This is a genomic window from Amycolatopsis sp. FDAARGOS 1241 (assembly GCF_016889705.1).
Classification (GTDB): domain Bacteria; phylum Actinomycetota; class Actinomycetes; order Mycobacteriales; family Pseudonocardiaceae; genus Amycolatopsis.
In genome coordinates, this window is record NZ_CP069526.1 from 1,497,338 (window position 1) to 1,521,894 (window position 24,557).

At 71.2% G+C, this 24,557-nt stretch carries 26 protein-coding genes and 1 pseudogene; 13 read left to right on the forward strand and 14 right to left on the reverse strand.

The features are described from left to right. Window positions 1-101: 101 nt before the first annotated feature. From I6J71_RS07355 to I6J71_RS07370, 4 genes are all read right to left on the reverse strand, one after another. Window positions 102-1,505, reverse strand: a complete 1,404-nt coding sequence (locus I6J71_RS07355; RefSeq protein WP_204094027.1) for an MmgE/PrpD family protein — start codon at window positions 1,503-1,505, stop codon at window positions 102-104. Next, window positions 1,502-2,323, reverse strand: a complete 822-nt coding sequence (locus I6J71_RS07360; protein ID WP_204094028.1) for a cyclase family protein — start codon at window positions 2,321-2,323, stop codon at window positions 1,502-1,504. Before I6J71_RS07360 ends, I6J71_RS07355 begins: the two co-directional genes overlap by 4 nt. Window positions 2,324-2,386: 63 nt before the next feature. After that, the gene (locus I6J71_RS07365) at window positions 2,387-3,262 is read right to left on the reverse strand and encodes a CoA ester lyase (protein ID WP_204094029.1); all 876 of its coding nucleotides are present in this window, start codon (window positions 3,260-3,262) and stop codon (window positions 2,387-2,389) included. Then, complete coding sequence (locus I6J71_RS07370) at window positions 3,259-4,446, reverse strand: CaiB/BaiF CoA-transferase family protein (RefSeq protein ID WP_204094030.1); 1,188 nt, start codon at window positions 4,444-4,446, stop codon at window positions 3,259-3,261. Before I6J71_RS07370 ends, I6J71_RS07365 begins: the two co-directional genes overlap by 4 nt. A 440-nt stretch (window positions 4,447-4,886) precedes the next feature. Between I6J71_RS07370 and I6J71_RS07375 the strand changes: the two are divergent. The 9 genes and pseudogenes from I6J71_RS07375 to I6J71_RS07415 all read left to right on the forward strand — a co-directional run. Continuing rightward, window positions 4,887-5,840, forward strand: a pseudogene (locus I6J71_RS07375) (ABC transporter substrate-binding protein); the annotation flags it as partial. A gap of 113 nt (window positions 5,841-5,953) precedes the next feature. Next, entirely contained in the window at window positions 5,954-6,976 is a 1,023-nt protein-coding gene (locus tag I6J71_RS07380) for a branched-chain amino acid ABC transporter permease (RefSeq protein WP_239154499.1), read from the forward strand. Window positions 6,977-7,052: 76 nt separating this feature from the next. Then, window positions 7,053-8,099 (forward strand): branched-chain amino acid ABC transporter permease, encoded by a 1,047-nt coding sequence (locus I6J71_RS07385; protein ID WP_204094033.1) that lies wholly within the window; start codon window positions 7,053-7,055, stop codon window positions 8,097-8,099. Beyond that, window positions 8,096-8,830: an ABC transporter ATP-binding protein gene (locus I6J71_RS07390; protein ID WP_239154500.1), complete on the forward strand. Its 735-nt coding sequence runs from the start codon at window positions 8,096-8,098 to the stop codon at window positions 8,828-8,830. The genes I6J71_RS07385 and I6J71_RS07390 overlap by 4 nt, the downstream gene beginning before the upstream one ends. Then, a complete protein-coding gene (locus I6J71_RS07395; RefSeq protein ID WP_204094035.1) occupies window positions 8,817-9,518 on the forward strand; it encodes an ABC transporter ATP-binding protein in 702 nt (233 codons plus the stop codon). The genes I6J71_RS07390 and I6J71_RS07395 overlap by 14 nt, the downstream gene beginning before the upstream one ends. Then, window positions 9,515-10,870, forward strand: a complete 1,356-nt coding sequence (locus I6J71_RS07400) for an MmgE/PrpD family protein (RefSeq protein ID WP_204094036.1) — start codon at window positions 9,515-9,517, stop codon at window positions 10,868-10,870. The genes I6J71_RS07395 and I6J71_RS07400 overlap by 4 nt, the downstream gene beginning before the upstream one ends. Then, window positions 10,870-11,505 carry an aspartate/glutamate racemase family protein gene (locus I6J71_RS07405; protein ID WP_204094037.1) on the forward strand — a complete coding sequence of 212 codons (636 nt, stop codon included), beginning with the start codon at window positions 10,870-10,872 and terminating at the stop codon, window positions 11,503-11,505. Before I6J71_RS07400 ends, I6J71_RS07405 begins: the two co-directional genes overlap by 1 nt. After that, window positions 11,502-12,878, forward strand: a complete 1,377-nt coding sequence (locus I6J71_RS07410) for an FAD-binding protein (protein ID WP_204094038.1) — start codon at window positions 11,502-11,504, stop codon at window positions 12,876-12,878. Before I6J71_RS07405 ends, I6J71_RS07410 begins: the two co-directional genes overlap by 4 nt. A gap of 31 nt (window positions 12,879-12,909) precedes the next feature. Further along, window positions 12,910-14,379 (forward strand): dihydroorotase family protein, encoded by a 1,470-nt coding sequence (locus I6J71_RS07415; RefSeq protein ID WP_204094039.1) that lies wholly within the window; start codon window positions 12,910-12,912, stop codon window positions 14,377-14,379. Between the two features lie 472 nt (window positions 14,380-14,851). On the opposite strand, the gene I6J71_RS07420 is transcribed toward I6J71_RS07415, so the two are convergent. Then, a complete protein-coding gene (locus tag I6J71_RS07420) occupies window positions 14,852-15,679 on the reverse strand; it encodes an IclR family transcriptional regulator (RefSeq protein WP_204094040.1) in 828 nt (275 codons plus the stop codon). Beyond that, window positions 15,676-16,728: an LLM class flavin-dependent oxidoreductase gene (locus I6J71_RS07425; RefSeq protein ID WP_239154501.1), complete on the reverse strand. Its 1,053-nt coding sequence runs from the start codon at window positions 16,726-16,728 to the stop codon at window positions 15,676-15,678. The genes I6J71_RS07420 and I6J71_RS07425 overlap by 4 nt, the downstream gene beginning before the upstream one ends. A gap of 97 nt (window positions 16,729-16,825) precedes the next feature. Here I6J71_RS07425 and I6J71_RS07430 point away from each other — a divergent pair, with 97 nt between their 5' ends. The 3 genes from I6J71_RS07430 to I6J71_RS07440 all read left to right on the forward strand — a co-directional run bounded on the left by I6J71_RS07430 (window position 16,826) and on the right by I6J71_RS07440 (window position 18,987). Beyond that, entirely contained in the window at window positions 16,826-17,602 is a 777-nt protein-coding gene (locus I6J71_RS07430) for a hypothetical protein (protein ID WP_204094041.1), read from the forward strand. A 286-nt stretch (window positions 17,603-17,888) separates the two neighbouring features. Beyond that, a complete protein-coding gene (locus I6J71_RS07435; RefSeq protein WP_204094042.1) occupies window positions 17,889-18,065 on the forward strand; it encodes a hypothetical protein in 177 nt (58 codons plus the stop codon). 241 nt (window positions 18,066-18,306) lie between these two features. Further along, window positions 18,307-18,987, forward strand: coding sequence for a TetR/AcrR family transcriptional regulator (locus tag I6J71_RS07440; protein WP_204094043.1), 681 nt, complete (start codon window positions 18,307-18,309; stop codon window positions 18,985-18,987). A 12-nt stretch (window positions 18,988-18,999) separates the two neighbouring features. Here the strand turns inward: I6J71_RS07440 and I6J71_RS07445 are convergent, their stop codons facing one another. From I6J71_RS07445 to I6J71_RS07450, 3 genes are all read right to left on the reverse strand, one after another. After that, window positions 19,000-19,257: a hypothetical protein gene (locus tag I6J71_RS07445; protein WP_204094044.1), complete on the reverse strand. Its 258-nt coding sequence runs from the start codon at window positions 19,255-19,257 to the stop codon at window positions 19,000-19,002. A 566-nt stretch (window positions 19,258-19,823) separates the two neighbouring features. Continuing rightward, window positions 19,824-19,952: a hypothetical protein gene (locus tag I6J71_RS49685; RefSeq protein WP_255570792.1), complete on the reverse strand. Its 129-nt coding sequence runs from the start codon at window positions 19,950-19,952 to the stop codon at window positions 19,824-19,826. Window positions 19,953-20,349: 397 nt separating this feature from the next. Continuing rightward, window positions 20,350-20,997: a hypothetical protein gene (locus I6J71_RS07450; RefSeq protein ID WP_204094045.1), complete on the reverse strand. Its 648-nt coding sequence runs from the start codon at window positions 20,995-20,997 to the stop codon at window positions 20,350-20,352. A 70-nt stretch (window positions 20,998-21,067) separates the two neighbouring features. On the opposite strand from I6J71_RS07450, the gene I6J71_RS07455 reads away from it, so the two are divergent. Continuing rightward, window positions 21,068-21,673, forward strand: a complete 606-nt coding sequence (locus I6J71_RS07455; RefSeq protein WP_204094046.1) for a TetR/AcrR family transcriptional regulator — start codon at window positions 21,068-21,070, stop codon at window positions 21,671-21,673. 93 nt (window positions 21,674-21,766) lie between these two features. Here the strand turns inward: I6J71_RS07455 and wrbA are convergent, their stop codons facing one another. The 5 genes from wrbA to I6J71_RS07480 form a co-directional block, all read right to left on the reverse strand. Next, window positions 21,767-22,384, reverse strand: coding sequence for an NAD(P)H:quinone oxidoreductase (gene wrbA / locus I6J71_RS07460; protein ID WP_204094047.1), 618 nt, complete (start codon window positions 22,382-22,384; stop codon window positions 21,767-21,769). 78 nt (window positions 22,385-22,462) lie between these two features. Beyond that, the gene (locus I6J71_RS07465) at window positions 22,463-22,717 is read right to left on the reverse strand and encodes a hypothetical protein (protein WP_204094048.1); all 255 of its coding nucleotides are present in this window, start codon (window positions 22,715-22,717) and stop codon (window positions 22,463-22,465) included. Continuing rightward, window positions 22,690-23,310: a hypothetical protein gene (locus tag I6J71_RS07470; RefSeq protein WP_204094049.1), complete on the reverse strand. Its 621-nt coding sequence runs from the start codon at window positions 23,308-23,310 to the stop codon at window positions 22,690-22,692. Before I6J71_RS07470 ends, I6J71_RS07465 begins: the two co-directional genes overlap by 28 nt. After that, complete coding sequence (locus I6J71_RS07475; protein WP_204094050.1) at window positions 23,307-23,903, reverse strand: alpha/beta hydrolase; 597 nt, start codon at window positions 23,901-23,903, stop codon at window positions 23,307-23,309. The genes I6J71_RS07470 and I6J71_RS07475 overlap by 4 nt, the downstream gene beginning before the upstream one ends. Continuing rightward, window positions 23,828-24,547, reverse strand: coding sequence for an alpha/beta fold hydrolase (locus tag I6J71_RS07480; protein WP_204094051.1), 720 nt, complete (start codon window positions 24,545-24,547; stop codon window positions 23,828-23,830). The genes I6J71_RS07475 and I6J71_RS07480 overlap by 76 nt, the downstream gene beginning before the upstream one ends. Window positions 24,548-24,557 lie beyond the last annotated feature (10 nt).

The following is a 24,557-nucleotide window of genomic DNA, read 5'->3' on the forward strand; positions in this document are numbered from 1 at the left end:
CTGTCGATAGCCGGCGATTCAGCACGGTTGCGGATGGGTGCCATAAGCGCGCCTTGGGGAAGCGGCCGGGCACAGCTCGAACGCCGCGCCCGGCCGGGGTGTCAGGCGTGCAGCAGCCCGGTCAGCTCGGAGAGGTCGGCCAGGTTTGCGAGCCCGTAGGTGAGCTCGGTGATGCGGTCGGCGGTTGCCGAAGTGACCACCCGTGTGGCGTTGAGCCGGAACTTCGTGGCCAGCTCCTCGGCCGCCAGCGGGTTGTCCGGCCCGCCGCGGTTCACGTCCACGCGCTCCTCCACTTCGCTGCCGTCGCGCAGGCGAGCGCGCAGCACCGCGGGGAACTGGTGCGGGAAGATCTCGTCGCAGCGGGCGTCGGGCACACAGTGCACCTTCGCCGCCAGTGCGAGCCGCTCCGGGTTCGCCGCCGCCTCGTCGGTGAAGTCCTCGTGGAACACGCCGAGCCCGCCGCCGCCGAGGAACGCCGCCGCGACCGTGTACGGACCGGAGAACGCCGCGTGGTAACCGGACTTCGGGTGGACTTTGTCCTCGCGCGGCTCGCCGATGGTGCGCAGCACGGCCGTCGGCGCGCCGAGCTCGAGACGGTCGAGGTCGGCCGGGTCCACGCCGCGCGCCCGCAGCCGCCGCGCGGCGTCGATGCCCGCGTGGGTGAAGTGGTTGCACGGATAGGGCTTGAAGAAGATGCCCGGCAGCTCCCAGTTCGTGCCGAGGCCGTCGACAATCTCGTCGACGTGGGCCTGGTCGCCGCAGAAGGCCTGCAGGAAGCCGAACCGGCCCTCCAGCACGGTGGGCGGGCCGGTGATGCCGTGGCGCGCCATCCCGGCCGCCGAGACCGCCGCGTGCGCCGCCCAGCCGCAGTGCACGCGCTTGACGGTGCCGCCCGTGCGGTTGGCCTCCAGCAAGCCCGAGCCCATGCTGGCCGCGATGCCGAGCGCGTCGGCGATCCCGGCTTCGTCCACATCGGACAGCATTGCCGCCGAAGCCGCGGCGCCCAAAGCACCGCAGATAGCCGTGGCGTGCAGGCCGTGCTCGAAGAACACCGAGTTGCCGAGTTCCTCGTCGTAGCCGGCCATACCCAGGCGCACGGTGATCTCCACGCCGACGCCGATCGCGTCGAGCAGTTGCGCCCCGGTGGCGCCGCGGGATTCGGCGACGGCGAGCGCCGCCGGCACGACCGACGCGGACGGGTGCAGCACCGACGGCAGGTGCGTGTCGTCGAAGTCGAGGGAGTGCGCGAGCGTGCCGTTGAGCAGGGCCGCGCTCGGGTCGGGGAGCTTCGCGGCGAGCCCGATGGCCGTGGCCCGGCCGGACCCGCCCCACTCCTGCACCAGCGCGCCGACGGCCTTCGCCGGCCGCTCGGACGTGGCGGCGAGGCTGTTGCCCAGCACGTCGAGCACGCGCCGGGCGGCGTCGTCGCGCAGCTCCGGCGGAAGTCCCTTGGCCCGCACCGAAGCCGCGAACTCGGCGACGCGTTGCACGATCGTCTGCGTCATGCCGTCACCGCCGCGAGCGGGCGCACGGGCGACCCGGTTCCGCCGACGATGCGCAGGGGCGCCAGCAGGAACGCGAACTCCGCCAGCCCTTCTTCCGCCACGGCTTCCAGGTTCAGGTGCTCCATGATGAAGATCCCCGACTGCACCAGCAGGATCCGGTGCACCGGCAGCACGGCGTGGCCGGCACCGGCCGGGATCTGCTCGAACGCGGTCGTGTCCGAACCCGTCGCGACGACCTCGCGCGCCGCCAGCCACTCCGCGGCCGACGTGTCGGCGCCCGGCACCCCCGTTTCCTTGCCCAGGTATGCCGCCGTGTCACCGAAGTTGCGCGCCCAGCCGGTGCGGATGAGCGCGACGTCGCCGGGGCCGGGCTCGGTGCCCGCGCGCTTCGCGGCGGCGTCGAGGTCCTCGGCCGTGACGCCGTAACCCGGCTGCAGCGTCGGCACCCCGTGGACGGCGGCGACGTCGAGCAGCACCGCGCGCCGCAGCAGGCCGGGCAGGTGCTCGGCACCGTGCGTGCGGAACACCCCGCCTTGCTGGGCTTCGGCGGCGTCGACGCCGCCGTGCAACTCGCCGTCGTGGCTGACGTGCGAGAGCGCGTCGATGTGGGTGCCGACGTGCCCGCCGGTCACGATGATCTCATTGGCCGCCGAACCGCCGTCAGGGCGGCGCATGTCGCCGTGGCGGCGGATCAGGGTCATCCGGAACCCGGGATGGTTCGGCGAGCAGGGCATGCCGGTGAAGAACGGCTGACCGAGCTCGATCAGCCGGACCCCGCCGGAAACCGCCGCCAGCAACGGATCCTGGGTACGTGTCATGAGTGCGTGCCTTCCTCACTGTGCCGTTCGTTACTGATCCGACCACAGTCACGGCCGAAACCTTTACGTAGCAACGGTTACGTCGTTCTCCGGGGCCGGCCTGCTTTTGACCGGATCAGTGACCTGCTTTTCTCCCGACTCCGCGAGCGCGAGCACCCACCGGGCGCGGGCCACGATCGCGGCGTCGACGAACTGTCCGTGGTCATCGATCCAGGCGGCGTCGCCCGAGGACTCGAGGCGGCCGAGCAGTTCACTCGCCCACGCCGTCTCCGCCGGATCGGGGGCGCACACCTCGTGCACCACGGGAATCTGGGCGGGGTGGATCACCGATCGGCCGAAGAACCCGGCGCGCCGCCCCGCTTCGGTGCTCGCGCGCAACCCGTCGAGATCGCGCACGGCCGTCCACACGCTCTGCACCGGGCTCGGCAGCCCGGCCGCGCGGGCGGCCACGACGATTCTGGAGCGCGGCCACGTCAACGCGTCGCCGCCGGCCACGCGAAGGTCCGCCGCGAGATCCGCTTCACCGAGGGAAATCCCCGCGACGAGCGGGTGCGCGGTGGCCAGCGCGAGCGCGTTCTCCACGCCCAGCGCCGACTCGAGGATCGGGTACACCGGCACGCCGAGCGCGTCGGCGACCCGCCTCAGCTCGGCCGGGTCCTCGGCCTTGGGCACGCGCACCCCGGTGGGCTTCTCGGAAGCCGCGGCCAGCGCGGCGACGTCCGCTTCGCCGGTCGGCGTGGCCGGCGCGTTGACGCGGACGACGAATTCGGCTCCTTCCGCCAGCGTCTTCAGCACCGTGCGCCGCGCGTCTTCCTTGGCCGCCACCGAGACGGCGTCCTCCAGGTCCACGATCACCGCGTCGGCCGGCCCCGCGAGCGCTTTCGCGATGCGCTCGGGCCGGTCGCCGGGGACGTAGAGCCAGGAGCGGATCACGGTCACTTGATCACGCCCTTTTCGCGCAGCCGTGCCAGTTCCGGCTCGCCGAAGCCGTAGCGGCCGAGGACTTCGGCCGTGTGGGCGCCCAGCGGGGCACCGGCGGAGGTGATCGAGCCGGGCGTCTCCGACAGCCGGAACAGCACGTTCTGCATCTTCACCGGGCCGAGCTCCGCGTCGTCGACGGTCGTGATGCTGCCGAGCGCGGCGAACTGCGGGTCGGTCATCACGTCGGCCGCGGTGTAGATCGGGGCGACGGCGGCCTGCGCTTCTTCGAACGCCTTGACCACGTCGTCGCGATCGCGCTCGGCGATCCACGAGCCGACGGCTTCGTCGAGCTCGTCGGCGTGCTTCGCGCGTTCCGCGCCGCTGGCGAACCACGGTTCGTCGACGAGCTCGGGACGCCCGACCAGCCGCATCACGCGCTCCGCGATCGACTGCGCGCTCGTGGAGATCGCGACCCAGCTCCCGTCCCGCGTGCGGTAGGTGTTGCGCGGCGCGTTGTTCGTCGACCGGTTGCCGGTGCGCGGCTGCAGCGTGCCGAGCTGGTCGTAGGCGATGATCTGCGGCCCCAGCAGGGTGAGGATCGGCTCGATGATGGCGAGGTCCACCACCTGCCCGCGGCCCGTCTGCTCGCGTGCCCGCAGCGCGGTCATCACGGCGAACGCGGTGGTCAGCGCTGCGATGCCGTCGGCGAGGCCGAACGGCGGCAGCGTCGGCGGGCCGTCGGGCTCGCCCGTGATCGCGGCGAATCCGCTCATGGCCTCGGCGAGCGTGCCGAAGCCGGGACGCTTGGCGTACGGGCCGACCTGCCCGAACCCGGTCACGCGCGTGAGCACGAGGCCCGGGTTGATCTTGCTCAGCTCGTCGTAGCCCAGGCCCCAGCGCTCGAGCGTGCCCGGCCGGAAGTTCTCGACGACCACGTCGGCGTCGGCCACCAGCTTGCGGAACACCTCCTGGCCCTCGGGTGACCCCAGGTAGAGCGTGATCGCCTTCTTGCCGCGGCCGAGGATCTTCCACCACAGGCCGACCCCGTCGCGCTGCGCGCCGTGGCTGCGGACCGGGTCGCCGTTCGGGTGCTCGATCTTGATCACTTCGGCGCCGTAGTCGCCCAGCAGCGTCGCGGCCAGCGGGCCGGCGAACAGGGTGGCGGTGTCGAGTACCCGGATCCCGGACAAAGCGCCCGTCATGGGGCCTACCTGCCTTTCTCGTCCGGCGCGCGAGCCTGGGGCCATCGTTTCGCCGGGAGGAACAAGAGTCAATGCGATGTTTCCAGCCCGTGTCGTGGACTGGTTCTCAAGTTCGCACTGATCACGGCGTTCCGTCAAGTTATGCGCAGATATTGACCAGACCGCGAGGCCAGTGTCACGATGTCCGGCAACATTCCTGGCGTTTCTCCAAGCGGAACGCCGACCCTTCCAGCGGGAAGAGGCTTCCATTGGGAAGAGGTGACATGTCCGCGCGAATGCTCATCGCCGTGCTCAGCGCGTGCGCCCTGTTCGCGGCCGCCGGGTGCGGGGGTTCGGCCCCGGCGGGGGCGGGCGGTGCGGCCGCGGGACGCGACGTGGGCCCGGTGAAGATCGCCGCGCTCCACCCCGTCAGCGGGTCGAACGCCGTCGACGGCCTCCAGATGCGCCGAGGTGCGCAAATGGCGGTCGACGCGATCAACGCGGCCGGCGGCATCAAGTCGCTCGGCGGCCGCAAGGTCGAGCTCATCACGGGCGACACTCAGGGCAAGGCCGACATCGGGCAGAGCGAGGCCCAGCGGCTCATCTCCGCCGGCGCGGTCGCCGTCGTCGGCACCTACCAGAGTGCGGTGAGCACCAACGTCGCCGTGGTCGCGGAACGCAACCGGGTCCCGTTCGTCATGGACGTGACCGCGTCGGACGCGATCTTCAAACACGGTTACCGGTACTCGTTCCGCGTTCAGCCCGGCAGCCAGGCCATCGCCACGGCCGCCGCCCAGTACCTCAAGGAGGTTTCGGAGCAGGCCGGGAAACCGGTCCACAAGGTCGCGTTCCTGCACGAGCAGAGCGACTTCGGCAGCGGCGCGGCCGACGCGTTCACCGCCGCCGCGCAGAAGCTCGGCATCGCGGTCGGGCCGAACATCAGTTACGACGCCACCACGGTCAGCGACCTCACGGCGCAGATCACGCAGGTCAAGGCCTCAGGCGCCGACGTGCTGGCTGTCGCGGGCTACTACCGCGACAGCTTGCTGGCGGCGAAGGCCATCGAGTCGGTGAAACCGGCGCTCGACGCCGTGTGGGGCGTCTCCAATGGCGCCTACGACCAGCCGAAGTTCGTCACCGATGCGGGCAAGCTGGGCGATCTGTACTTCAGCACCAACTACCACTACGACGCCACCAACGCGGAAACCCTCGCGTTGCGCGCCCAGTACCAGCGCCAGTTCGGTGACCCGATGCGCACCGGCGCGGTGCTGTCCTACGACGCGGTCCAGGTCATCGCCGCGGCGGTCGAGAAGGCCTCGAGCACCGACCCCGAGAAGGTCCGCGACGCGATCGCCGCATCCCAGGTCGCACCCCTGACCGTGGGTCACGGACCCATCTCCTTCGCCCCGAACGGAGACAACCGCAACGCGTTCCCCGTCCTCATGCAGGTGCAGGACGGGCAGGTCAAGCAGGTCTTTCCCCCGGACAAAGCCGAATCCCGGCCCGACTACACGGTGACATGGCGGCCATGAGCGATCTCGACACCTCCCCCGGGGCGGCACTCGCCCCCGAATTCTCCCCTCCGGACGACAACAAAGCCCAGCAGCGCAAGGCTTTCCTCAGCCGCGCCGGCGTGGTCGGCGCGCTCGTCGTGGTCGCGATCCTCGTCGCGCTGCTGATGTCGGGCTCCGCGCTCGTGGTGTGGCAGTCGGTGGTCACCGGCATTCTCACCGGCGGGCTCTACGGCCTCATCGCGATGGGGCTGACGCTGATCTTCGGCGTGCTCGACATCGTCAACTTCGCGCACGGCGCACTGCTGGCCGTCGCGATGTTCATCTCCTTCGGCATGGTGCAGGCGACCGGCATGCACCCCTACCTCACGCTGGTCGTGGCGGTGCCCGCGCTGTTCCTCGTCGGTGCCGCCGTGCACCGCGGGTTGCTGTCGGGCAACGCCGGCAAGACGCTGGAGAACCAGCTGCTCATCACGCTCGGGCTCTCGCTCCTGCTGGAGAACGGGCTGCTGATGTTCTTCGGTGCCGAGCCGAAGACCATCGATCTGCCGGGCGACTTCCAGTTCCCACTGCTGGGCGCGGTCGTCGCGGGTTCGCGGCTCTACGCGTTCGTCGGTGCGATCCTGCTCGGCGCCGCGCTGTTCTGGCTGTTGCGCCGCACCCGGCTCGGCACGGCGATCCGAGCCGTCGCCGCCCACGGCCCGGGAGCGGAGCTTGTGGGCATCAACGTGCGGCGGATCCACACGCTGACGTTCGCCATCGGCACAGCGTGCGCCGGGGCCGCGGCCGCGCTGGCGGGACCACTGGTGACCGTGACGCCCACGCTCGGCGAGCAGTTCAACATCACCGCCTTTGTCGTGGTCGTGCTCGGCGGGATGGGCAACGTCGTCGGCGCCCTCGTCGGCGGCCTGCTGATCGGGCTGGTCGAGCAGCTCACCACGATCTACCTCGGCGGCCAGAGCTCCCTGCTCGGCGTGTTCGTGGTGTTCGTGCTGGTGCTGTTCCTCCGTCCGCAGGGCCTGTTCGGGAGGCGCGCGTGAGGGAGCTTGTGACCGAACCATTGACCACAGCGTGCGGCGCTCAGGTCGCCGCGCCGAGCGCCGGCGAGGTGCGCGCATGAGTACGATCACGATTGCCGGACCGGCGGTGAAGGACACCGCCAAGGCGCCGCCGCTGCGGCCGCAGAACCGGCAGTACCTCATCCTCGCGATCCTCGTGCTCGTCGCGATCCCGCTGCCGCTGATCCTGCCGGCGGCGCAGGGCGCGGTCGCTGTGCGCATCCTGATCTTCCTGCTCATGGCGGTGGGCTGGAACATCATGAGCGGCTTCGGCGGGATGTTCAGTTTCGGCCACGCCGCGTACTTCGGGCTCGGCGCCTACACCAGCGCGTACCTGCTGGTGAAGCACAACGTGTCGCCGTGGCTCGGCATGCTCGCCGGCATGGTGGTGGCCGCCGCGGTGGCCGTGCTCGTGGGGTACTTCTCGTTCCGCTACAAGCTGCAGGGCGCGTACTTCGCGCTGGCGACGTTCGCGTTCGCCGAGATGCTGCGGCTGATCGTCACGAGCAGTGCGTTCGCCAACAAGGCAGTGGGCTTCAGCGTGCCGCTGATCCAGGGCTCGTCGCTGTCGCTGATCCAGTTCCCGGCCGATTCGCCCGCCTACTTCTGGGTGGCGCTCGTGCTGGCCGGGGCCGCGGTCGCGATCAGCATCGCCTTCCTGCACTCGCGCACCGGTCGCTACGTCACCGCCATCCGCGACGACGAGCTGGCGGCCGCGTCGCTGGGCGCGCCGGTGATGCGGCACAAGCTGGCGACCGTGGCGCTCTCGGCCGCGATCACGGCCGTGGCGGGCGCCTTCTACACGCAGTACTACCTGTTCGTGAACCCTGACCTCGGGTTCGGTTCCGCGATCTCGATCCAGGCGATCGTGCCCGTCGTGATCGGCGGGATCGGCACGATCTGGGGCCCGGTGGTGGGCGCGATCATCGTCGGCTCGCTCACGGACGTCACGGCGACGCTGCTGCGCACACCACCCGGGTTCCTCGGGTTCCTGCAGGGCCGCAGCGGGCTCGACGTGGTGCTCTACGCCGTGCTGCTGATCCTCATCGTGCGGCTGCTGCCGAAGGGCATTGTCGGAACGCTGGCGGCGAGGTGGCGGCGATGAGCATCGTGCAGGTCGACGGCGTCGGCAAGGCGTTCCGCGGGCTGCGGGCGCTGTCCGATGTGGACTTCGAGGTCGCCGAGGGGGAGATCCTCGGGGTGATCGGGCCCAACGGCGCGGGCAAGACCACGTTGTTCAACGTGATCTCCGGCGCGCTCGCGCCCGACAGCGGCCGCGTGCACCTGGCCGGCGCCGATGTGACGGGCCGGTCGCCGGACCGCATCGCGCGCGCCGGGATGGTGCGCACGTTCCAGCTGATGCGGCCGTTTTCGAGCATGACCGTGCTGGAGAACGTGAGCCTGGCCGCGCAGCACCACCGGTTCGGCGCCAGGAAGCTGCGGGCGCACGCGCTGGACGTCGTCGAGCGCGTGGGCCTCGGGCCGTGGGCGCACCGCCCGGCGCCCGACCTGCCGACGGCGGGACTCAAACGCCTGGAGCTCGCGCGCACGCTCGCGATGCGGCCGAAGGTGCTGCTGCTCGACGAGGTGCTCGCCGGTCTCGTGCCCGCCGAGCGTGAACCCGTGCTGGACCTGCTCGCCACGCTACGCGAGCAGAAGGGCGTGACGCTGGTGTTCATCGAGCACATCATGGCCGCGGTGATGCGGCTGGCCGACCGCGTGCTGGTGCTCGACCAGGGCCGGGTGCTCGCCGTCGGGTCGCCGGAAGCGGTCACCAGCGACCCGCGGGTCATCGACGCCTACCTCGGGGAGGAGCCGACCCGTGCTGAAGCTTGACAACGTGTGTGCCGGTTACGGGCGCATGCGCATCCTCCACGACGTGGACCTGGAGCTGCGCGAAGGCGAGATCGTCGCGCTCGTCGGGGCCAACGGCGCCGGCAAGACCACGACGTTGCGCAGCATCTGCGGCCAGCTGAAACCGATGTCGGGCAGCATCACGCTCGACGGCGCGCCGACCGCGGGCCGGCGCCCGGACCAGCTCGTGCGCGACGGCCTCGTGCACGTGCCCGAGGACCGGGCGCTGTTCGGCACGCTCACCGTGGAGGAGAACCTCCGCATGGGCGCGTGGACGCGTACTTCTGCGCAGGCCGCCGAGTCGCTGAACGAGGTCTACGAGCTGTTCCCGGTGCTCGCCGAGCGCCGCACCACGGTCGCGCAGACGTTCAGCGGCGGACAGCAGCAGATGCTCGCCATCGGCCGGGCGCTCATGGCCGGGCCGCGGCTGCTGATGCTCGACGAACCGTCGACCGGGCTGTCGCCGAAGCTCACGTGGACGATGCTGGAAGCCGTGCAGCGGATCCGCGACACCGGCGTGGCGGTGCTGCTGGTGGAGCAGAACGCCAAGCAGGCGCTGGCGATCGCGGACCGCGCGTACGTGCTCGAGAGCGGAGCTACTGTGCTGGCAGGGACCGGCGCCGAGCTCGCGGGCGACAACCGGGTCAGGAAGGCGTACTTGGGACTGTGAGGACCGAACAGGCAGCGGAAGCCACGGCGGCACTCGGTGCGTGGGTGTCCGAAGTGGACGTCACGGCCGTGCCGGAAGCCGTGCTGGACCGGCTCGCCCTCGTGCTGCTCGACGTGCTCGGGGTGACCGCAGTCGGGGCCACGCTGCCCGAACAGCGGGCGCTCGTCGCGGCGTGGCGCGCGCCCGGCGGCCCGGCCCCGCTGATCGGGGGCGGCCGGCTCGCCGCCACCGATTCCGCCGCGTGGCTGAACGCCATGGCCCTCGTGTCGCTCGAACTCGACGAGGGCAACAAGTACGCCAAGGGCCACCCCGCGGCGCACGGCTTCCCGGCCGTGCTGGCGCTGGGGGCCGAGCTGGACAGCACGGGCGCCGACACCGCGGCCGCGCTGCTGGCGGCGTACGAGGTCGCGTCGCGCTTCGGTCGTGCGACCACGTTGCAGGCGGGCGCGCACCCGCACGGCAGCTGGGGCGTGCCTGGCGCCGCGGCCGGGTGCGCGCGGTTGCTCGGGCTGGCACCGGGCGCGGCCGCGGCGGCCATCGACACCGCGGCCGGCATGGCGATCGCCGGCCACTTCGACTCGGCGACGCAGGGCAACCCGGTGCGCAACGCGTGGCTGGGCGCTTCGGCGACGTCCGGGCTCGCCGCCGCGCGGATGGCGGCGGCGGGCGTGGCGCGTGTCACCGGCACGGCCGCGCTCTCGCTCGGCACCCTGCTCGGCTCGTTCGACGCGGCCGAGCTGACCGCGGACCTCGGGGTGCGCTGGGACATCACGCGCGGCTACTTCAAGCGCCACGCGTCCTGCTCGTTCACGCACCCGGCGGCCGACGCCGTGCTGGACCTGCGGGGCGAGCCGGGGTTCCGCACCGAAGGCATCACCAAGATCGTGGTGGAGAGCCACGTCCTGGGCGCCGGACTGTCGGGAGTGGACTGGTCGAACCGGCTCTCGGCGATGTTCTCCACGCCGTTCGTGGTGGCGACGGCCGCGCTCGCCGGCGAGGTCGGCCCGGCCAGCGTGATCGACGACCCGGCGGTGCGCGCGCTGGCGCGCCGGGTGCGGCTCGTCGAGGCGCCCGACCTCACCGCGCGCCTGCCCGACGAACGCGCCACCCGCGTGCAAGTGTCCTTCGACGACGGCGCGACGCTCACGCGTGAGGTGCCCAACCCCGTCGGCGACGCCGACCACCACCCGCTGACCGAGCGCGACGTGCTCGGCCTGCTCACCACGTGGCTGCCGCGGCAGCCCGCACTCGTGGCCCGGGCCGCCGCGCTCGGCCGCGAATTGCCCGGCCTGCCCCGCGTCGGCGCGGCGCTGCGCGAGCTGGCCGACGAGAACGAGAAGGAGCTGAACTGATGCGTGCCCTCGCGGTGACGCCCATCCACCTGCCGCCCGAAGAGGTTTCCCGGCGCCAGGCCCGCTACGACCGGCTCGCGCCGCCGGGCTTGCAGATCGAGCTGCGCAACGTCGGGCCGGCCGCGCCGGCCACTTTGGACACCGACGCGTCCGTGCGCGACTCTGAACGGGAAGTCGCCGCTTTGCTGAAGGAGGCCGCCGACGGGTTCGACCTCGCGTTCCCCGACTGCGTGCTGGACCCGGCCGTCCCGGACGCCGTCGCGGAGCCTTCGCGGCCGGTGCACGGCATCCTCAAGCTGTCGGCGACCTACCTGGCCGCGAAGGGCGTGCGGTTCGGCGCGGTGGTGCGCAACGAGGCGATCAAGGCCGAGTTCGAACGCCGCATCAGCGCGTTCGGGCTCGACGCGTACTTCGCCGGCGTCCGCGTGCTGGACCTGCCGTTCTCCGCCATCGCCGAAACCGAGGTGTGGAACCGGGCGCTGGGCGAGGCGGTGGCCGAACTCGCCGCGCTCGGCGCGACGGCGGTGATCAACGGCTGCTCGGCCGTCGACGTCGAGGAAGCCGACCTGCCCGCGCGCGTCGTCGACCCCACGGAGCTGGCGATGCGGCTGCTGACGGTCGAGGTGGGTTCGTGAGCGACGGACCCGACCTCGTCGTCGCGGGCGCGGGAGGCGGGCTCGCGGGCGCGCTGCGTGCGGCTGAGCTGGGCCTGAGCGTGCTCGTGGTCGAGGCGAGCGAGCACTTCCGGCGCGGCAACAACACGTCGATGTCCACCGCGATGTTCCCCGGCGCCGGTTCGCGCTGGCAGGCCGAGGCGGGTGTCGAGGACTCGCCGGAGCAGTTCGTCGCCGACATCATGGCGAAGACCGGGGGCGAGGCCGACCCGCGGCTGGCCCGGACCCTGGCGGAGGTGAGCGCGCCGCTCGCGGAGTGGCTCGCCGATTCAGCCGGGCTGCCGCTTGCTTTGGTCACGGACTTCAACTACCCGGGCCACACGGTGACGCGGTGCCACTCGATCCCGGGACGCCACGGCTCGGGTGTGGTCGACCACCTGGCGCGGCGCGTGACCGAACACGAGAACATCGAGCTGCTCGCGCCGGCGAAGCTGGTCGAGGCGCTGTCCGATGAGGACGGAGTGCGCGCGGTTGTCGTGCGCTACCCGGACGGGGTCGAGGAGCAGATCCCGACACGGGCCGTGCTGCTGGCCACCAACGGCTTCGGTGCCGACAAGGACCTCGTCGCCCGGTACCTGCCGGAGATCGCGGGCGCGCTGTACCAGGGCAGCGACCAGTCGCTGGGCGACGCGTTGCGCATCGGCGAACAGCTCGGTGCAGCAACGGGGTTCCTCGACGCGTACCAGGGCCACGGCGCTGTCGCGGCCAATGCCGGCACGCTCGTCGGCTGGGCGACGATCATCCACGGCGCGATCCTCGTCGACCTCGGCGGCCGCCGCTTCGGCGACGAGACGCGCGGCTATTCGGAGTACGCCGCGGAGCTCGCGGCGCGGCCCGGGTCGACCGGCTGGATCGTGCTCGACGAGACGATCTTCGAACAGTGCCAGCCGTTCCAGGACTTCCGGGACACCGTCGAGTCGGGTGCGCTCGTGTGGGCCGACGACGCCGCGGGCCTGGCGGCGGTGACCGGGCTGCCGGCGGACGCGTTGGCCGACGAGCTCGCCGCGGCCGCCGCCATCGCGCGCGGCGAGCGCGCCGACGAGTTCGGCCGCAAGAACTGGGAGCGGCCGCTTTCGGGCCGGTACGCCGCCGTGCGCGTGGTGCCTGCGCTGTTCCACACCCAGGGCGGTTTGCTGGTCGACGAGAACGCGGCCGTTGTGGACACTTCCGGCAACCGGATCCCCGGCCTGTACGCGGCCGGCGGCGCGGCCGCGAGCATCTCGGGGCACGGCGCCGCGGGGTACCTGCCGGGCAACGGGTTGCTGCCCGCGTTCGGCCTCGCGTACCTGGCCGCCGGCGACGTCGCGCGGCGGTCAGCTACGCGCGACAACTGACTTTCCCTTACACCGCAAGCAGAGGAGAAGAATGGCAACCACGGAACTGCTCGTGAAGAACGTCCGCGTCATCCGGCCCGAGGACCCCGAGGGCACTCAGCCGGAACGCGTGGACATCGCCGTGGCCGACGGCACCATCACGCGGGTGGCGCCGGACCTGCCCGAGGACGACGCCGCCCGCGTGGTCGACGGCCGCGGCCTGCTGGCGTTCCCCGGTGTCGTCGACGCACACCAGCACTGGGGCATCTACAACGAGCTCGCCACCGACACCCGCACCGAAAGCCGCGCGAGCGCGCAGGGCGGCGTCACCACCTCGCTGACGTACATGCGCACGGGCCAGTACTACCTCAACAAGGGTGGCAGCTACCGCGACTTCTTCCCCGAGGTGCTGTCGGCCGCCGAGGGCAATGCGTACGTCGACTACGCCTTCCACCTCGCGCCGATGAGCTCGGAGCACATCTCGGAGATCCCGTACCTCGTCGAGGAACACGGCGTCACGTCGTTCAAGATCTTCATGTTCTACGGCAGCCACGGCCTGCACGGGCGCTCCACCAGCCAGAGCGACTTCCTGATGATCCCGCCGGACGAGCGCTACGACATCGCGCACTTCGAGTTCGTGATGCGCGGCGTGCAGAACGCGCGCGAGATCCTCACGGAGTACGCGCCGCACCTGTCGCTCTCGCTGCACTGCGAGACGGCCGAGATCATGACCGCGTACACGAAGCTGGTCGAACAGGACAAGTCGCTGACGGGCCTGCGCGCGTACAGCGCTTCGCGGCCGCCGCACTCCGAGGGCCTCGCGGTGACCATCGCGTCGTACCTCGCGCACGAGACGGGGCTGCCGAACATCAATCTGCTGCACCTGTCTTCGGAGAAGGCCCTCTCGGCGGCGCTGACGATGGCTTCGGCGTTCCCGCACATCGACTTCCGCCGCGAGGTGACGATCGGCCACCTGCTCGCGGACGTCGACACCGCATCCGGCATCGGCGGCAAGGTGAACCCGCCGCTGCGCGAACGCGAGGACGTCGAGGCCCTCTGGCGCCACGTCCTGGCCGGCGAGGTCGACTGGATCGTGAGCGACCACGCGTGCTGCCGCGACGAACTCAAGTTCGGCGCCGACCGGGACGACGTCTTCCTCGCCAAGTCCGGCTTCGGCGGCGCCGAATACCTCCTGCCGGGCCTCGTGGGCGAAGGCACCAAGCGCGGCTTGTCGTTGCAGCGCATCGCCCAGCTCACTGCCACCAACCCCGCCCGCCGCTACGGCCTGACCCGCAAGGGCACCATCGCCGAAGGCTACGACGCCGACTTCGCCCTCGTCGACCCGGACGTCCGCTGGACCGTCCACGCCGCCGACTCGGAGTCCACCCAGGAGTACACCCCGTTCGAAGGCTTCGACATGACCGCCAAAGTCACCGACACCTTCGTCCGCGGCCACCACGTCTACACCGACGGCAAAATCACCGGCGACCCCATCGGCCGCTACGTAAAGCGCGGCCGCTGATCCCCTTCGCTGTGCTTGGTGGGTGGGCCCTCCGTCACCGTTCGAGGAGGACCCACCCACCACCCACGCAACAGACCCCCACCTACGAATCCGCCACAAAACCACGCAACGACGATGCCCCCCAGCCCGCCCGCCACCTCGCCCGGCGACGCACCACGCGTACGACACCGCCGGCAAACTACGCAACGACGATCCCCCCGCCGCTGCCAGGCACCTCGCCCGGCGACGCACCACGCGTACGACACCGCCGGCAAACTACGCAATAAGGATGCGCCCAGCCCCTGCCCAGCACCTCGATCCGAAGCCTCCACACGGCCGCCGACCCCGTGTCAAGGCACGCTTTCCCGCCTTGACACGGGGTCAGCGGCCGTAGTCACACTCGCGCTTCGGGGTGCATACGCCACGCGACACGCCCCCGCGCAGGACCGCATCACCACCGAACACCAACCGCGCCCCGCGCAGGACCGCACCTTCACCGTCCCCCAACATCCCCAGACTCACGCAACCAAGCCCAACTATCCCGAATCTCCCCCGCAGCATCCCGAACCAACCCCCGATACCGCGCCACCGCCTCGGGCGTGAACCGATACTGCGGCCCGCAGATACTGATCGACCCGTGCACCTCCCCATCCGGCCCGAACAACGGCGCCGCCACCGACCCGGCCCCGGGCTGACGCTCCCCAAGAGACACCGCCACCCCCTCTCGGGCCGTCTCCGTCAACGCCCCCCGCAGCTCATCCGCGGTCGTGATCGTCTTCTCCGTCAACGCCGGCAAGTCGCGAGCCAGCAAGGCCTCCCGCCGATCACCCGGCAGGAACGCCAGGATCACCTTCCCCGAAGAACCCGCGTGCAACGGGAACCGCCGCCCGATCTCGACGGTCATCTTGATCTCGCGCGGGCTTTCGAACTGGTCGAGGTACACCCGTTCATCACCGACCAAGCCGGACAGCGTCGTCGTCTCGCCGGTTTCATCGCGCAGCCGCCTCAGCACCGGTGTGGCGACCGTGCGCGCGTCGAAGCGGCGCAGCGCGCTCGCGCCCAGCGCCACCGCGGCCGGGCCGAGGCGGTAGCCCGACACGCCCGGGTCGGTGGCCAGCATCTCGCGCGACACCAGCGACTGCAGGATCCGGTGCACCACGGCCTTGGCCAGGCCGAGCTCCCGGCTGATCGCGCTGACCCCCAGGTACCGGGGTCCGCCGGTGAACAGCAGGAGGACGTCGGCGACCCGGGCGGCCGCTTCGGTGCCGGAGCTGTCGGGCGAAGCGGCGGGCTTGCGTCCGGCTGTACTGTGGGTGCTCAAACCGGTGGTCCTCGGGATTCTGCTGGTGTTCCGCTAGTGGGAACGTGGGTGAACCGGGCTTTGTCGCCTACTTTACCGTTTCCGAGTAGGTTTCGGAGCCCGGCTGTTCCGGTCAGCGATACGGAAGCACCCGCGCGAGCGCGGCCAGGTCCTGGCCCGCCGGGATGAGCACGACGTGCTCCGCGCCGGCGGCTTCCAGCGCCGCCGGCCGCGCCGCCGCGTCCGCCGGCGTGCCGACCACGGCCAACTGGTCGACCCAATCGTCCGGCAACGCCGCGGCGAATCCCTCCCGCGATGCCGTTCGCGCGCGCAGCTCGGCGAACTCGCGAGCGAACGGCAACGGCGCCAGGTGCGGCGCCCAGTCCGGCTCGCCGATCGCCGCCAGCGCCGGCCGCGCCAGGGCCCGGGCGCGCGGGGGAGTCGTCCACCGCGGCGACGTTGTAGGCCACCAGCTCGTGGTCCGTCCCGACGATCTCGCGCACGGCCCGCAGATACTCGGGCGTCACGGGTTCGGCCAGGATCGTCCCGTCGGCCACCTCGCGCGCCACCGCGAGCGACCTTGGCCCGCGCACCCCGGCGAACAGCGGCGGCACGACGGCCGGCGGGCTCTGCAACCGCACGTCCCGCAACCGGACCACCGCACCGTCGAAGGTCACGAAAGCGCCGCCGAGGATCGCCCGCACGGTCGTGAAATATTCGCGCAGCAGCGTCAACGGGCTCGCCGGCCACGCCCCTGCCTGCCGCAGCCACTCCGGCATCCCGTGCCCGATCCCGACGAGCAGCCGCCCGGGGAACAGCCCGGCGAGCGTCGCGAGGTCGAGGCACGCGAACGCCGGGTTCCGCGCGCCGGCCGGCAACACCCCCACGCCGATGCGGATGCGCTCCGTTTTCGCGAGTGCCACCGCCGCCTGCGCGATACTGCCACGGAAGAAGCAGTCCTCGACCACCCACAGCTCGGCGAACCCGAGCCGCTTCGCCTGCCGCACGTAGGCCACGAACTCCCCGAACCCGAGGTCCGGTCGCGCGACGACGCACACCGCCGGTGCCATGGCTCCTTTATGCCCGTCGTCCACAATGGATGGCCGAACGGTCGCTCACCCGACCCCGACCCTTGACGCCAAGATCAACTCCGGGAAAGTTCATCGGGTGAGCGGAAAAGCACTGTGTGTGGTGATCTCGTTCGCGCTCGCCGTCTTGGGCGTGGTCGCGGTGGCGCCCGCGGCCACGGCCGCACCCGGGCGCATCCCTGTTGTCCTCTTCCCGGCCTTCCGCCTGACCAAGCTCCAGGTCACGGTCCACGGTCAGGCCACCCACCCGGCGTGCCCGCGGTCGGGCTCCTTCGTGGACTACTACGGCAACGATCACCCGAGCACCGCGTTCAGCCAGGTCTGCCAGGACGAGCTGCTGACCCTGCGCTACAGCGGCGACCCGTTCGTGCCGATGACCGAGCGTTTCTCCGAGCAGCCGGGTGTCGACGTGCGGGTGCTCGACTACGGCAAGACCACCAGTGCGCCGTTCTACGAACCGCTGTACCGCACTCTCGACGCCCACGGGTACCAGCGCGACCGCGACATCCGCGTCGCCGGTTACGACGCGCGCCGCACCCCTGACCTCGGCGGGTTCGTCGAGCGCACCATCGACCTGATCGAGCAGAACTCACGCGCCAACGGCAATCACCCCGTGCGGCTCGTCGGCCATTCCAACGGGCCGCTTTACGCGCAGTACCTGCTCACGCACACGAGCCGCGCGTGGTGCGCCCGCTACATCCAGGGCTTCACCTCGATCGCCGGCAACCTACGCGGCCAGCGGCTGTTGTACGCGACGGTGTTCACCGGCCTGAACATCCTCGACTTCACGAATCCCACGACGCCGGCGAACGCTCGCAGCAGCGCCGGGATGTACCTCACCGCGCCGACGACGTAACTGAGCACCGCCGACCCGAGGGTGTTCGGCGATCGCGAAACCGTGGTCGTCGACGAGTCCACCGGCCGTTCCTACACCCCGGTCGACTATCCGCGCTTGTTTGCCGACGCCCGTCTGCCCGTCGCGGCAGCGCTGGCGAAGTACTACACCGACTTCGTGAAGTTCACCGATCCCGCGCACTTCCCGGACGTCGACGTGACCGCCGAAAAGCTCGGGAGTGCCGACGGTTGTCGGAGCGCGTCTGCCGAACCTCACTGCCGGCCAGGTTGCCGGGGGACCCGCCACGATGATCACGCGCGACGGCGACGGCAACCAGGAGGACCTCACCAACGAGGCCAGCCGGGTGTGGGCGGGGATGGCGTGCTGCTCGTACCGGCTCAACGACAACCCCGGCGTGGATCATTTTTCGTTGCCCGGCAATGAGGGCGTGCTGAACCGGTTGCTCGCCGATCTCGGCGCGTGAGAGAGCCCGCGGAGGGCTCTCCGGTCAGGACGGCTCTTCGGCCGGTGGCTCGTCGGGCCAGTCGAGGCCGGCTTCGGTGATCAAGGTTTCGAAGATCGGCGTTTCCGGGTGGCTCATGGTTCCCCCTGCTGTTCCCCTCGTTGCTCCAGGCGGCTCGACCACTCCCCGTGATCGATCGATACCTAAAGTAACAGGTACAGAAGTGTAGCGGATATCCCCGGCGGCGCTACACTTCCCGCCGATGACGACTCCGGGCTCCCCGCGCAAGGCCGACGGGCGGGCGGCGCGCTGGGCCGGCCAGCGGGAACGGCGCCGCCGGGAGTTCGTGGAGGCGGGGCTGCGGGCGATCGCGCGGCACGGGCCTGGTGTGTCGACGGAACAGATCGCCGAGGAGGCGGGTGTCGCGCGTACGCGACTGTACAAGCACTTCGCCGGCGCCACCGACCTGCAACGCGCCATCGCCGAACGAGCGGGTGAGCTGATCACCACGGAATTCACCCCGTTGTGGGACCCACCGGGCGCGCCGAGGCAGATGATCGAGCACGCGATCGGCGCGCACACGCGCTGGCTCGCCGACCACGCCAACCTCTACCGCTACCTCACCCGCCACTCGCTGTCGGGCCACTCCGGCACGCGCGACGTCGTCGCCGACGTGAAGACCGCGATCGCCCGGCAGCTGACCACGCTGTTCGAGCGCTACCTCGCCCGGTTCGGCTTGGACACGCGGCCCGCGGAGGCGATCGCGTACGGGGTCGTCGGGCTCGTCGAGTCGAGCACGGCCCGCTGGCTCGAAAACCCCCGCGATCTCGGCGAAGCCGAACTGGCCACGCTGCTGGCCCGCTGGACCTGGCACATCCTCGACGACACCCTGCGCACGGGCGGCGTCGAGCTGGATCCCGGCAAACCCCTGCCCTCCGCGTGAGTCCACTGTGGATCAGGGCGTGACGAGGCCGGCGAAGGCGGCGCGCACGTCGGCGGCCGACGCCTCCACCTGCAGGTCCGAGGGTGGGCCGAGGTCGGTGGACGGGTACGACGTGTAGTGCATGGTCCGGGGGCAGCTCGTGCCGCCGATCTCGATTTTAGTGTCGGAGACGAGCCGCCCGGTGCGCAGCTCGTAGGCCTTCACCGGGATGGCGACCTTGGGGAACGTCACCTCGTGCGGGAATTCGGGGCACGTCTTGTTCTCGTGCATGTCCGGACCGCGATGCCGTCCTCGGGTTCACCGGCGCAGACGACGAGGACGGACTGAGTCGCGTCGTCGGTGCGCCACTCGGCGGGCAGGCGGCCGGTGAAGTCACCACCGCCGGTGAACAGCGCGCGGTTGGTGCCCTTGCCGTACCGCGCGGCGCCGCTGTAGCGGCCGGTTCGGTGCCGTACCGGGAGCGCTGCAGCAGGGCGCGGACGTTGGCCAGTTCGCGCGCCAGTGTGGCTTTTCTGAGGCCGTCGGTGGCCTTGGCGGTCCCGGCGCTGTGCGGGTACTGGTCGAGCGCCTGCTGGTACCGGGTTCGGAGTGCTGCCAGTCGCCTGCGGCCGGCAGGAGATCGCAAGCGACGAGTGCCCCCGGGCGGACGCGCGCGAGCACCGCGGTGGTGCGCGCGTCGTTGCCTCGCTGCATCCGCAGCCAGTCGGTGTCCGCGGCGATGTCGCACGGTTACTGGCCGGGCAGCGCGCGCAGGAACCGTTCCAGGACGACGTCGGCCATGCGGACGTGGCCGGGCAGCTCCACGCGGACAGGCGTCAGCGCGTCGAACCGGGTCTTCACTGCCCGGCGTTGCCCGGCAGGCCGCCGGTGAGGTCCCGGCTCGCTTCGTCGAGGCGGCAGGCTTGCGCGGTCGCGTCGCCGGCCGCGGTCGCGGAGGCGTTGACCAGCCGGTGGCCGAACCACACGCGATCGAGCGCTTCGTGGCCCGCGCGCAGTCCGCGGCGGCTTTCGCAACGCTCACCTCGCTCGCGATCGCCGTGGCGTCCACGCCGACCAGTGCCGCCACCAGCAGCACCGGTACCGCGGCCGCCCCCGCGGCCGGCCACTGCCACCACGGGCCGCCACCCCGTCCCGGCCCGCCGGCGATGACCCACCCGCGCACGACGGAGCTCGCCCACCACACCAGCACCCCGATTTCGAACCACCGGTCCGGAACGTCGTCGCCGGCAGCACCGCCAAGATCGTCGTGCCCACCGCGTTCAGCGCGGTGCGCAGCCGCGGCCCGAGCAGGAGGTACCCCACGCCCAGGAACGACGCATTGCCCACCGCCACGGCCCGCGGACTGGAAGCTGCTGCCCGGCCTCAGGTGCCTCGTCCATCCGGCCCCACTCCCACCACTCGGTTTCCGCCGCCGAGTGTGGTCCGGACGTCCAGGAGGGTCCCGGTCTCGCGGCGGTGGTCAGCCCTTCGGCAACCGCTTCCGCCACTCCAGCTCGACCTTGATCCGCTCCTCCGGCGATCCTCCCACTCGACGCGCAGATCGTGCGCCTCCAGAACCGACACGACCTCGCGCCCCACCTCCGCCGTGCCGACGGCCGCTTCGGTCAGCGGTTCGTAGGACAGCAGCAGCGCTTCGCCCTCCGCGACGTGCGCGGTGTCCTGTTCGTGGAAGAACTCGAAACCCCGGTCCTCGGGGCCGGCCTCGTCGCCGATCTCCGCGAAGCCGCAGTTCTGGCAACACGCGAAGCCGGCGCGGGCGACGATGGCGCGGCGCTCGAGCGCGGAGAACGCGGTCAGCAGGCGGTCCGGGTCGGTGACCGCCGGCCACGACTCCTGCTCCGCGAGCCGCTGCGCCCACAGGCGCGCGACGACGGCGCGAGCGTCCTCGAAGGACACGTCCGGCTCGAGGTACTCCGTGATCGCGACCGCGACGTCCTCGGCCGACGTGAAACCGCCGTGGACGAGCGGGCGGGCGAACTCCGCGGCTTCGGCGGACAGGTCGTTGCTCATGCCCGTCAGGGTGCCAGGGGCTGCCGACAACACCGGCTACGCTGGGAGAACGCGCGGCGAGGAGCGAAGGATGGCAGTGGAGAAGACGACCCGGACCTACCGGATGAGCCGGCGGGCCGAGGCGATGGAGGACACGCGCCGCCGGCTCACCGAGACGATCGTCCAGCTGCACGAGTCGATCGGGCCTGCGCGCACGACGATCGCGGCCATCGCCGAGCTCGCGGGCGTGCAGCGGCACACCGTCTACCGGTACTTCCCCACCGAAGACGACCAGATCGCCGCCTGCTCCGCGCACTTCTGGACCGACCACCCGTGGCCGAGCCTCGACTCGTGGGCGGCGGTCGCCGAACCCGCCGACCGCCTCGCCCGGGCCCTGCGCGAGCTCTACCGCTTCTACTCGGGTGTGGAGCCGATGCTCGTCAACTGCCTGCGCGACGCCGTCGAGATGCCCTCGGTCGAGCGTGCGCTCGCCGGCCTGGGGGAATTCCTCGACTCCGCCACGAAGATCCTCTCCGCCGGTTGGGCTCCGGAGCGCGGCCGCCGGAAGTTCCTGGTCGCCGCCATCCGGCACGCGCTGGCGTTCGGCACGTGGCGATCCCTCGCCCGCGACAGCGGCCTCAGCGGGACCGACGCCGCCCGGCTGATGAGCTCGTTCGTCGAAGCCGCGCAGAGATGAGGAGGGACGGGTCGCCGCCGTCCCTCCTCTGAGGACTCAAGAACTGCGGACTTGAAACCGCCGATTCAAAGCCATGGACTCGAAGCCGTGGGTTCAAGCGGCCGCGCGGCCGGCCAGCAGGTCCCGCGTGACGGTGGCGACTCGCCGCCCGGCGAACCGGGCCGACGCCTTCGTGTCGTCGCTGATCGGGATCGTGCCCTGCCCGTCGGCGTGCGACGGCCCGTACGGCGTGCCGGTGGCGAACTGCACCGGGTCGGTGTAGCCCGGGGTCACCAGGATGCCGCCGAAGTGGTGCACCGTGTTGTACAGCGCCAGCAGCGTCGACTCGCGGCCGCCGTGTGCCGTCGCGGTCGAGGTGAACCCGGAGTACACCTTGTCCGCCAGCAGGCCCTGCGCCCACTGGCCGCCCAGCGTGTCGAGGAACTGCTTGAGCTGAGCCGACACGTTGCCGAACCGCGTGGGCGAGCCGAAGACCACCGCGTCGGCCCACAGCACGTCGTCGGTCGTCGCCACCGGTTCGGCGCGCACGGCGTCGTGGTGCGCCTGCCACGCCGGGTTCGACGCGATCGCCTCCGGCGGGGCGAGCTCGGCCACGCGCCGCACGCGCACCTCGGCGCCCGCGTCCTCGGCGCCGGCGGCGTATTCCTGCGCGAGCGCGTGAACCGTGCCCGTCGAGCTGTAGTAGATGATGGCGACCTTCGGCGCAGTCACGTTCGGCACTCCCTCATTTCACGGCACGTCGACGTGCCATGGAACCGTAGGCAGTGCGCGCGGCGGCTGTCAATGATTTCAGTGCACACGTACGGTTGACGAATTTTCCCCGGGCCGCGGCAGCAGACAGCCGGGCTTGCGCAGACCGAGCCGGCTGCCCGCGGACAGGCACGTGGTGAACCAGTACGTCTCGTCGTCGTAACCGATTCCCTTGTGGACGCTGATCGCGCCGGACCGGGCCATCTCACAGGGGTTGTTCAGCGTGCACTGCGCGCCTTCGCGGTTGCTGGTGTTGTTGATCCCGATCACCTGCCCGGTCGCGATGTCGACCACCGGCGACCCCGACGTGCCCGGGACCGTCGCGCACTCCGGCGCGTACCGCAGCACGTCGGTCGTCGAGTACCCGGACTCGAGCACGCGGTAGACGAGCCCGTCCAGCCGGCATGAGTACTTCTGTTCCAGCGCCCCGGAAACGACCTCGATCGCGGTCCCCGCGCCGGTCGTTGCGTCGCCAGCGGCAGCGGCCGCACCTGGTAGTCGCGATCGAGGCCGGCGTACGTGCGGTCGAGCCGGTAGAGCGTGACGTCCGTGCCGGTCATGCCCACGTACAAGGCTTTCGTGGCGACGACGACGGCCGCCGGTGCGCCCGCGGCGTCGAGCAGGTGAACGGGGGTGTTCGTCGGCCGGTCGGCCAGCACCTCACCCGGCACGGGACGGGTGCCGGCGAAGCAGTGGCCGTTGGTGAGCACGGGCGCCGGGTCGCCGGGTCGCGACGCGGGTGAGCGCACGAGGAAGCCCGAACAGCCGCCGGTGGTCGCCGTGCCCGCGAACGTGGTCGAAGCCGCCGACGCCGTGCCCGCCGTGGTGAGTGCGGCGGCCGCCACCGCGAGCAAGACGAGTGCGCGGCTCAGGAGTGGTGCGTTCATCGGCATGCTCCGTTCTGCGTGCGGCGGGTGTGGAAGAAGTCGATCGCCTGCTGCGCGCACGGCAGGTCGGGCAAGGAGCCGTGGACGTCGTCGTCGATGGTGAGCAACCCGCCGCCGACCTGCTTGTGCATGGCCACTGCCCACACGTACGGCGTGGTGTCCTCCTGGAGGTGACCGGACAGCTGCAGCGGGCTGTGACCCGGGGTGAGCTGCCACGGCTTCGCCACCCAGGGCCAGCTGCCGCAGAAGAGGGCGGTGTCGGCCCGGTACCCGCTGACGGGGTCGGTCTGCACCCGGCGCTGGACGTCGGCCCAGATCTCGTTCGCGTTGTGGCTCCCGGTGCCGTCGTTGCACATCACGGCGTTGTACTGCAGGACGTTGAACGGGTCGAACCCGGCGTCCGCGCCGAAGAGCCGCTGGGTGGCCGCCCGAGCCGGGGCCCCTTGCGGAGTGTCACCTTCCTGCAGTTCGGCGAGGGACGTCGCCGCGTCGGTGAACCCCTCGACCGAAGAGATCATCAGGTCGCCGACCGAGCGGCCGTTGTAGTAGGTGTCGCCGGCCTTCCGCGGGTTCTTCGCGAGTTCGTCGCGCAAGGCCAACAACTTCGCGCGCACCGCGGCGGTAGTGGTGCCGAAGTGGTCTCGGCGTCGTGGTGGGAGAGCCAGTCGAAGAACTGGGCGGCCCGCTTCTCCCGCACGTCTGCGACGTCGTCGTCCATCGCGGCGAGGTTCATCGACGGCGGCATGACGGAGTCGAGCCACATGGCCGACACGTGGCTGTCGAACAGCGTCCGGTACTCCGCGCCGAGCGCCGTGCCCCAGGAGGCACCGTAGAAGCCGATGTTCTGCTCGCCCATCGCGGCGCGGATCGAGTCGACGTCACGGGCGACGTTCGCCGTGGTCAGCTGCTGGACGAAGTCGGGGTCCTTCGCCGCGCACTGTTCGTTGAACTTCGCGTTCGCGTCGAAGATCGCCGTGAGGAACTCCTGGTCGGTGGCCGTCGGCGGGAGATCGGCGTGGAAGTCGACGTCGCAGTCGATCCGGTCGCTGTACCCGACGCCGCGCGGGTCGAAGCCGATCAGGTCGAAGTCGGTGTTCAAAGGGGCCGGCCCGCGTGAGGTGAGGCGCAGCGGGTAGGTGATCCCGGTGCCACCGGGCCCGCCGGGGTTCACGACGATCGCGCCCTTGCGCTTCGCCGGATCCTTGGCCTTCAACCGGGAAACGGCGACGGTGAGCAAGCGCCCGCCG

Coding starts and splice junctions, on each gene's coding strand:
- I6J71_RS07415 (WP_204094039.1), top strand. CDS start 12,910: ATGGCAACCACGGAACTGCTCGTGAAGAACGTCCGCGTCATCCGGCCC.
- I6J71_RS07425 (WP_239154501.1), bottom strand. CDS start 16,728: ATGGCACCGGCGGTGTGCGTCGTCGCGCGACCGGACCTCGGGTTCGGG.
- I6J71_RS07360 (WP_204094028.1), bottom strand. CDS start 2,323: ATGACACGTACCCAGGATCCGTTGCTGGCGGCGGTTTCCGGCGGGGTC.
- I6J71_RS07385 (WP_204094033.1), top strand. CDS start 7,053: ATGAGTACGATCACGATTGCCGGACCGGCGGTGAAGGACACCGCCAAG.
- I6J71_RS07450 (WP_204094045.1), bottom strand. CDS start 20,997: ATGAGCAACGACCTGTCCGCCGAAGCCGCGGAGTTCGCCCGCCCGCTC.
- I6J71_RS07470 (WP_204094049.1), bottom strand. CDS start 23,310: ATGAACGCACCACTCCTGAGCCGCGCACTCGTCTTGCTCGCGGTGGCG.
- I6J71_RS07455 (WP_204094046.1), top strand. CDS start 21,068: ATGGCAGTGGAGAAGACGACCCGGACCTACCGGATGAGCCGGCGGGCC.
- I6J71_RS07380 (WP_239154499.1), top strand. CDS start 5,954: ATGAGCGATCTCGACACCTCCCCCGGGGCGGCACTCGCCCCCGAATTC.
- I6J71_RS07435 (WP_204094042.1), top strand. CDS start 17,889: ATGATCACGCGCGACGGCGACGGCAACCAGGAGGACCTCACCAACGAG.
- I6J71_RS07445 (WP_204094044.1), bottom strand. CDS start 19,257: ATGCACGAGAACAAGACGTGCCCCGAATTCCCGCACGAGGTGACGTTC.
- I6J71_RS07355 (WP_204094027.1), bottom strand. CDS start 1,505: ATGACGCAGACGATCGTGCAACGCGTCGCCGAGTTCGCGGCTTCGGTG.
- I6J71_RS07405 (WP_204094037.1), top strand. CDS start 10,870: ATGCGTGCCCTCGCGGTGACGCCCATCCACCTGCCGCCCGAAGAGGTT.
- I6J71_RS07440 (WP_204094043.1), top strand. CDS start 18,307: ATGACGACTCCGGGCTCCCCGCGCAAGGCCGACGGGCGGGCGGCGCGC.
- I6J71_RS07390 (WP_239154500.1), top strand. CDS start 8,096: ATGAGCATCGTGCAGGTCGACGGCGTCGGCAAGGCGTTCCGCGGGCTG.
- I6J71_RS07370 (WP_204094030.1), bottom strand. CDS start 4,446: ATGACGGGCGCTTTGTCCGGGATCCGGGTACTCGACACCGCCACCCTG.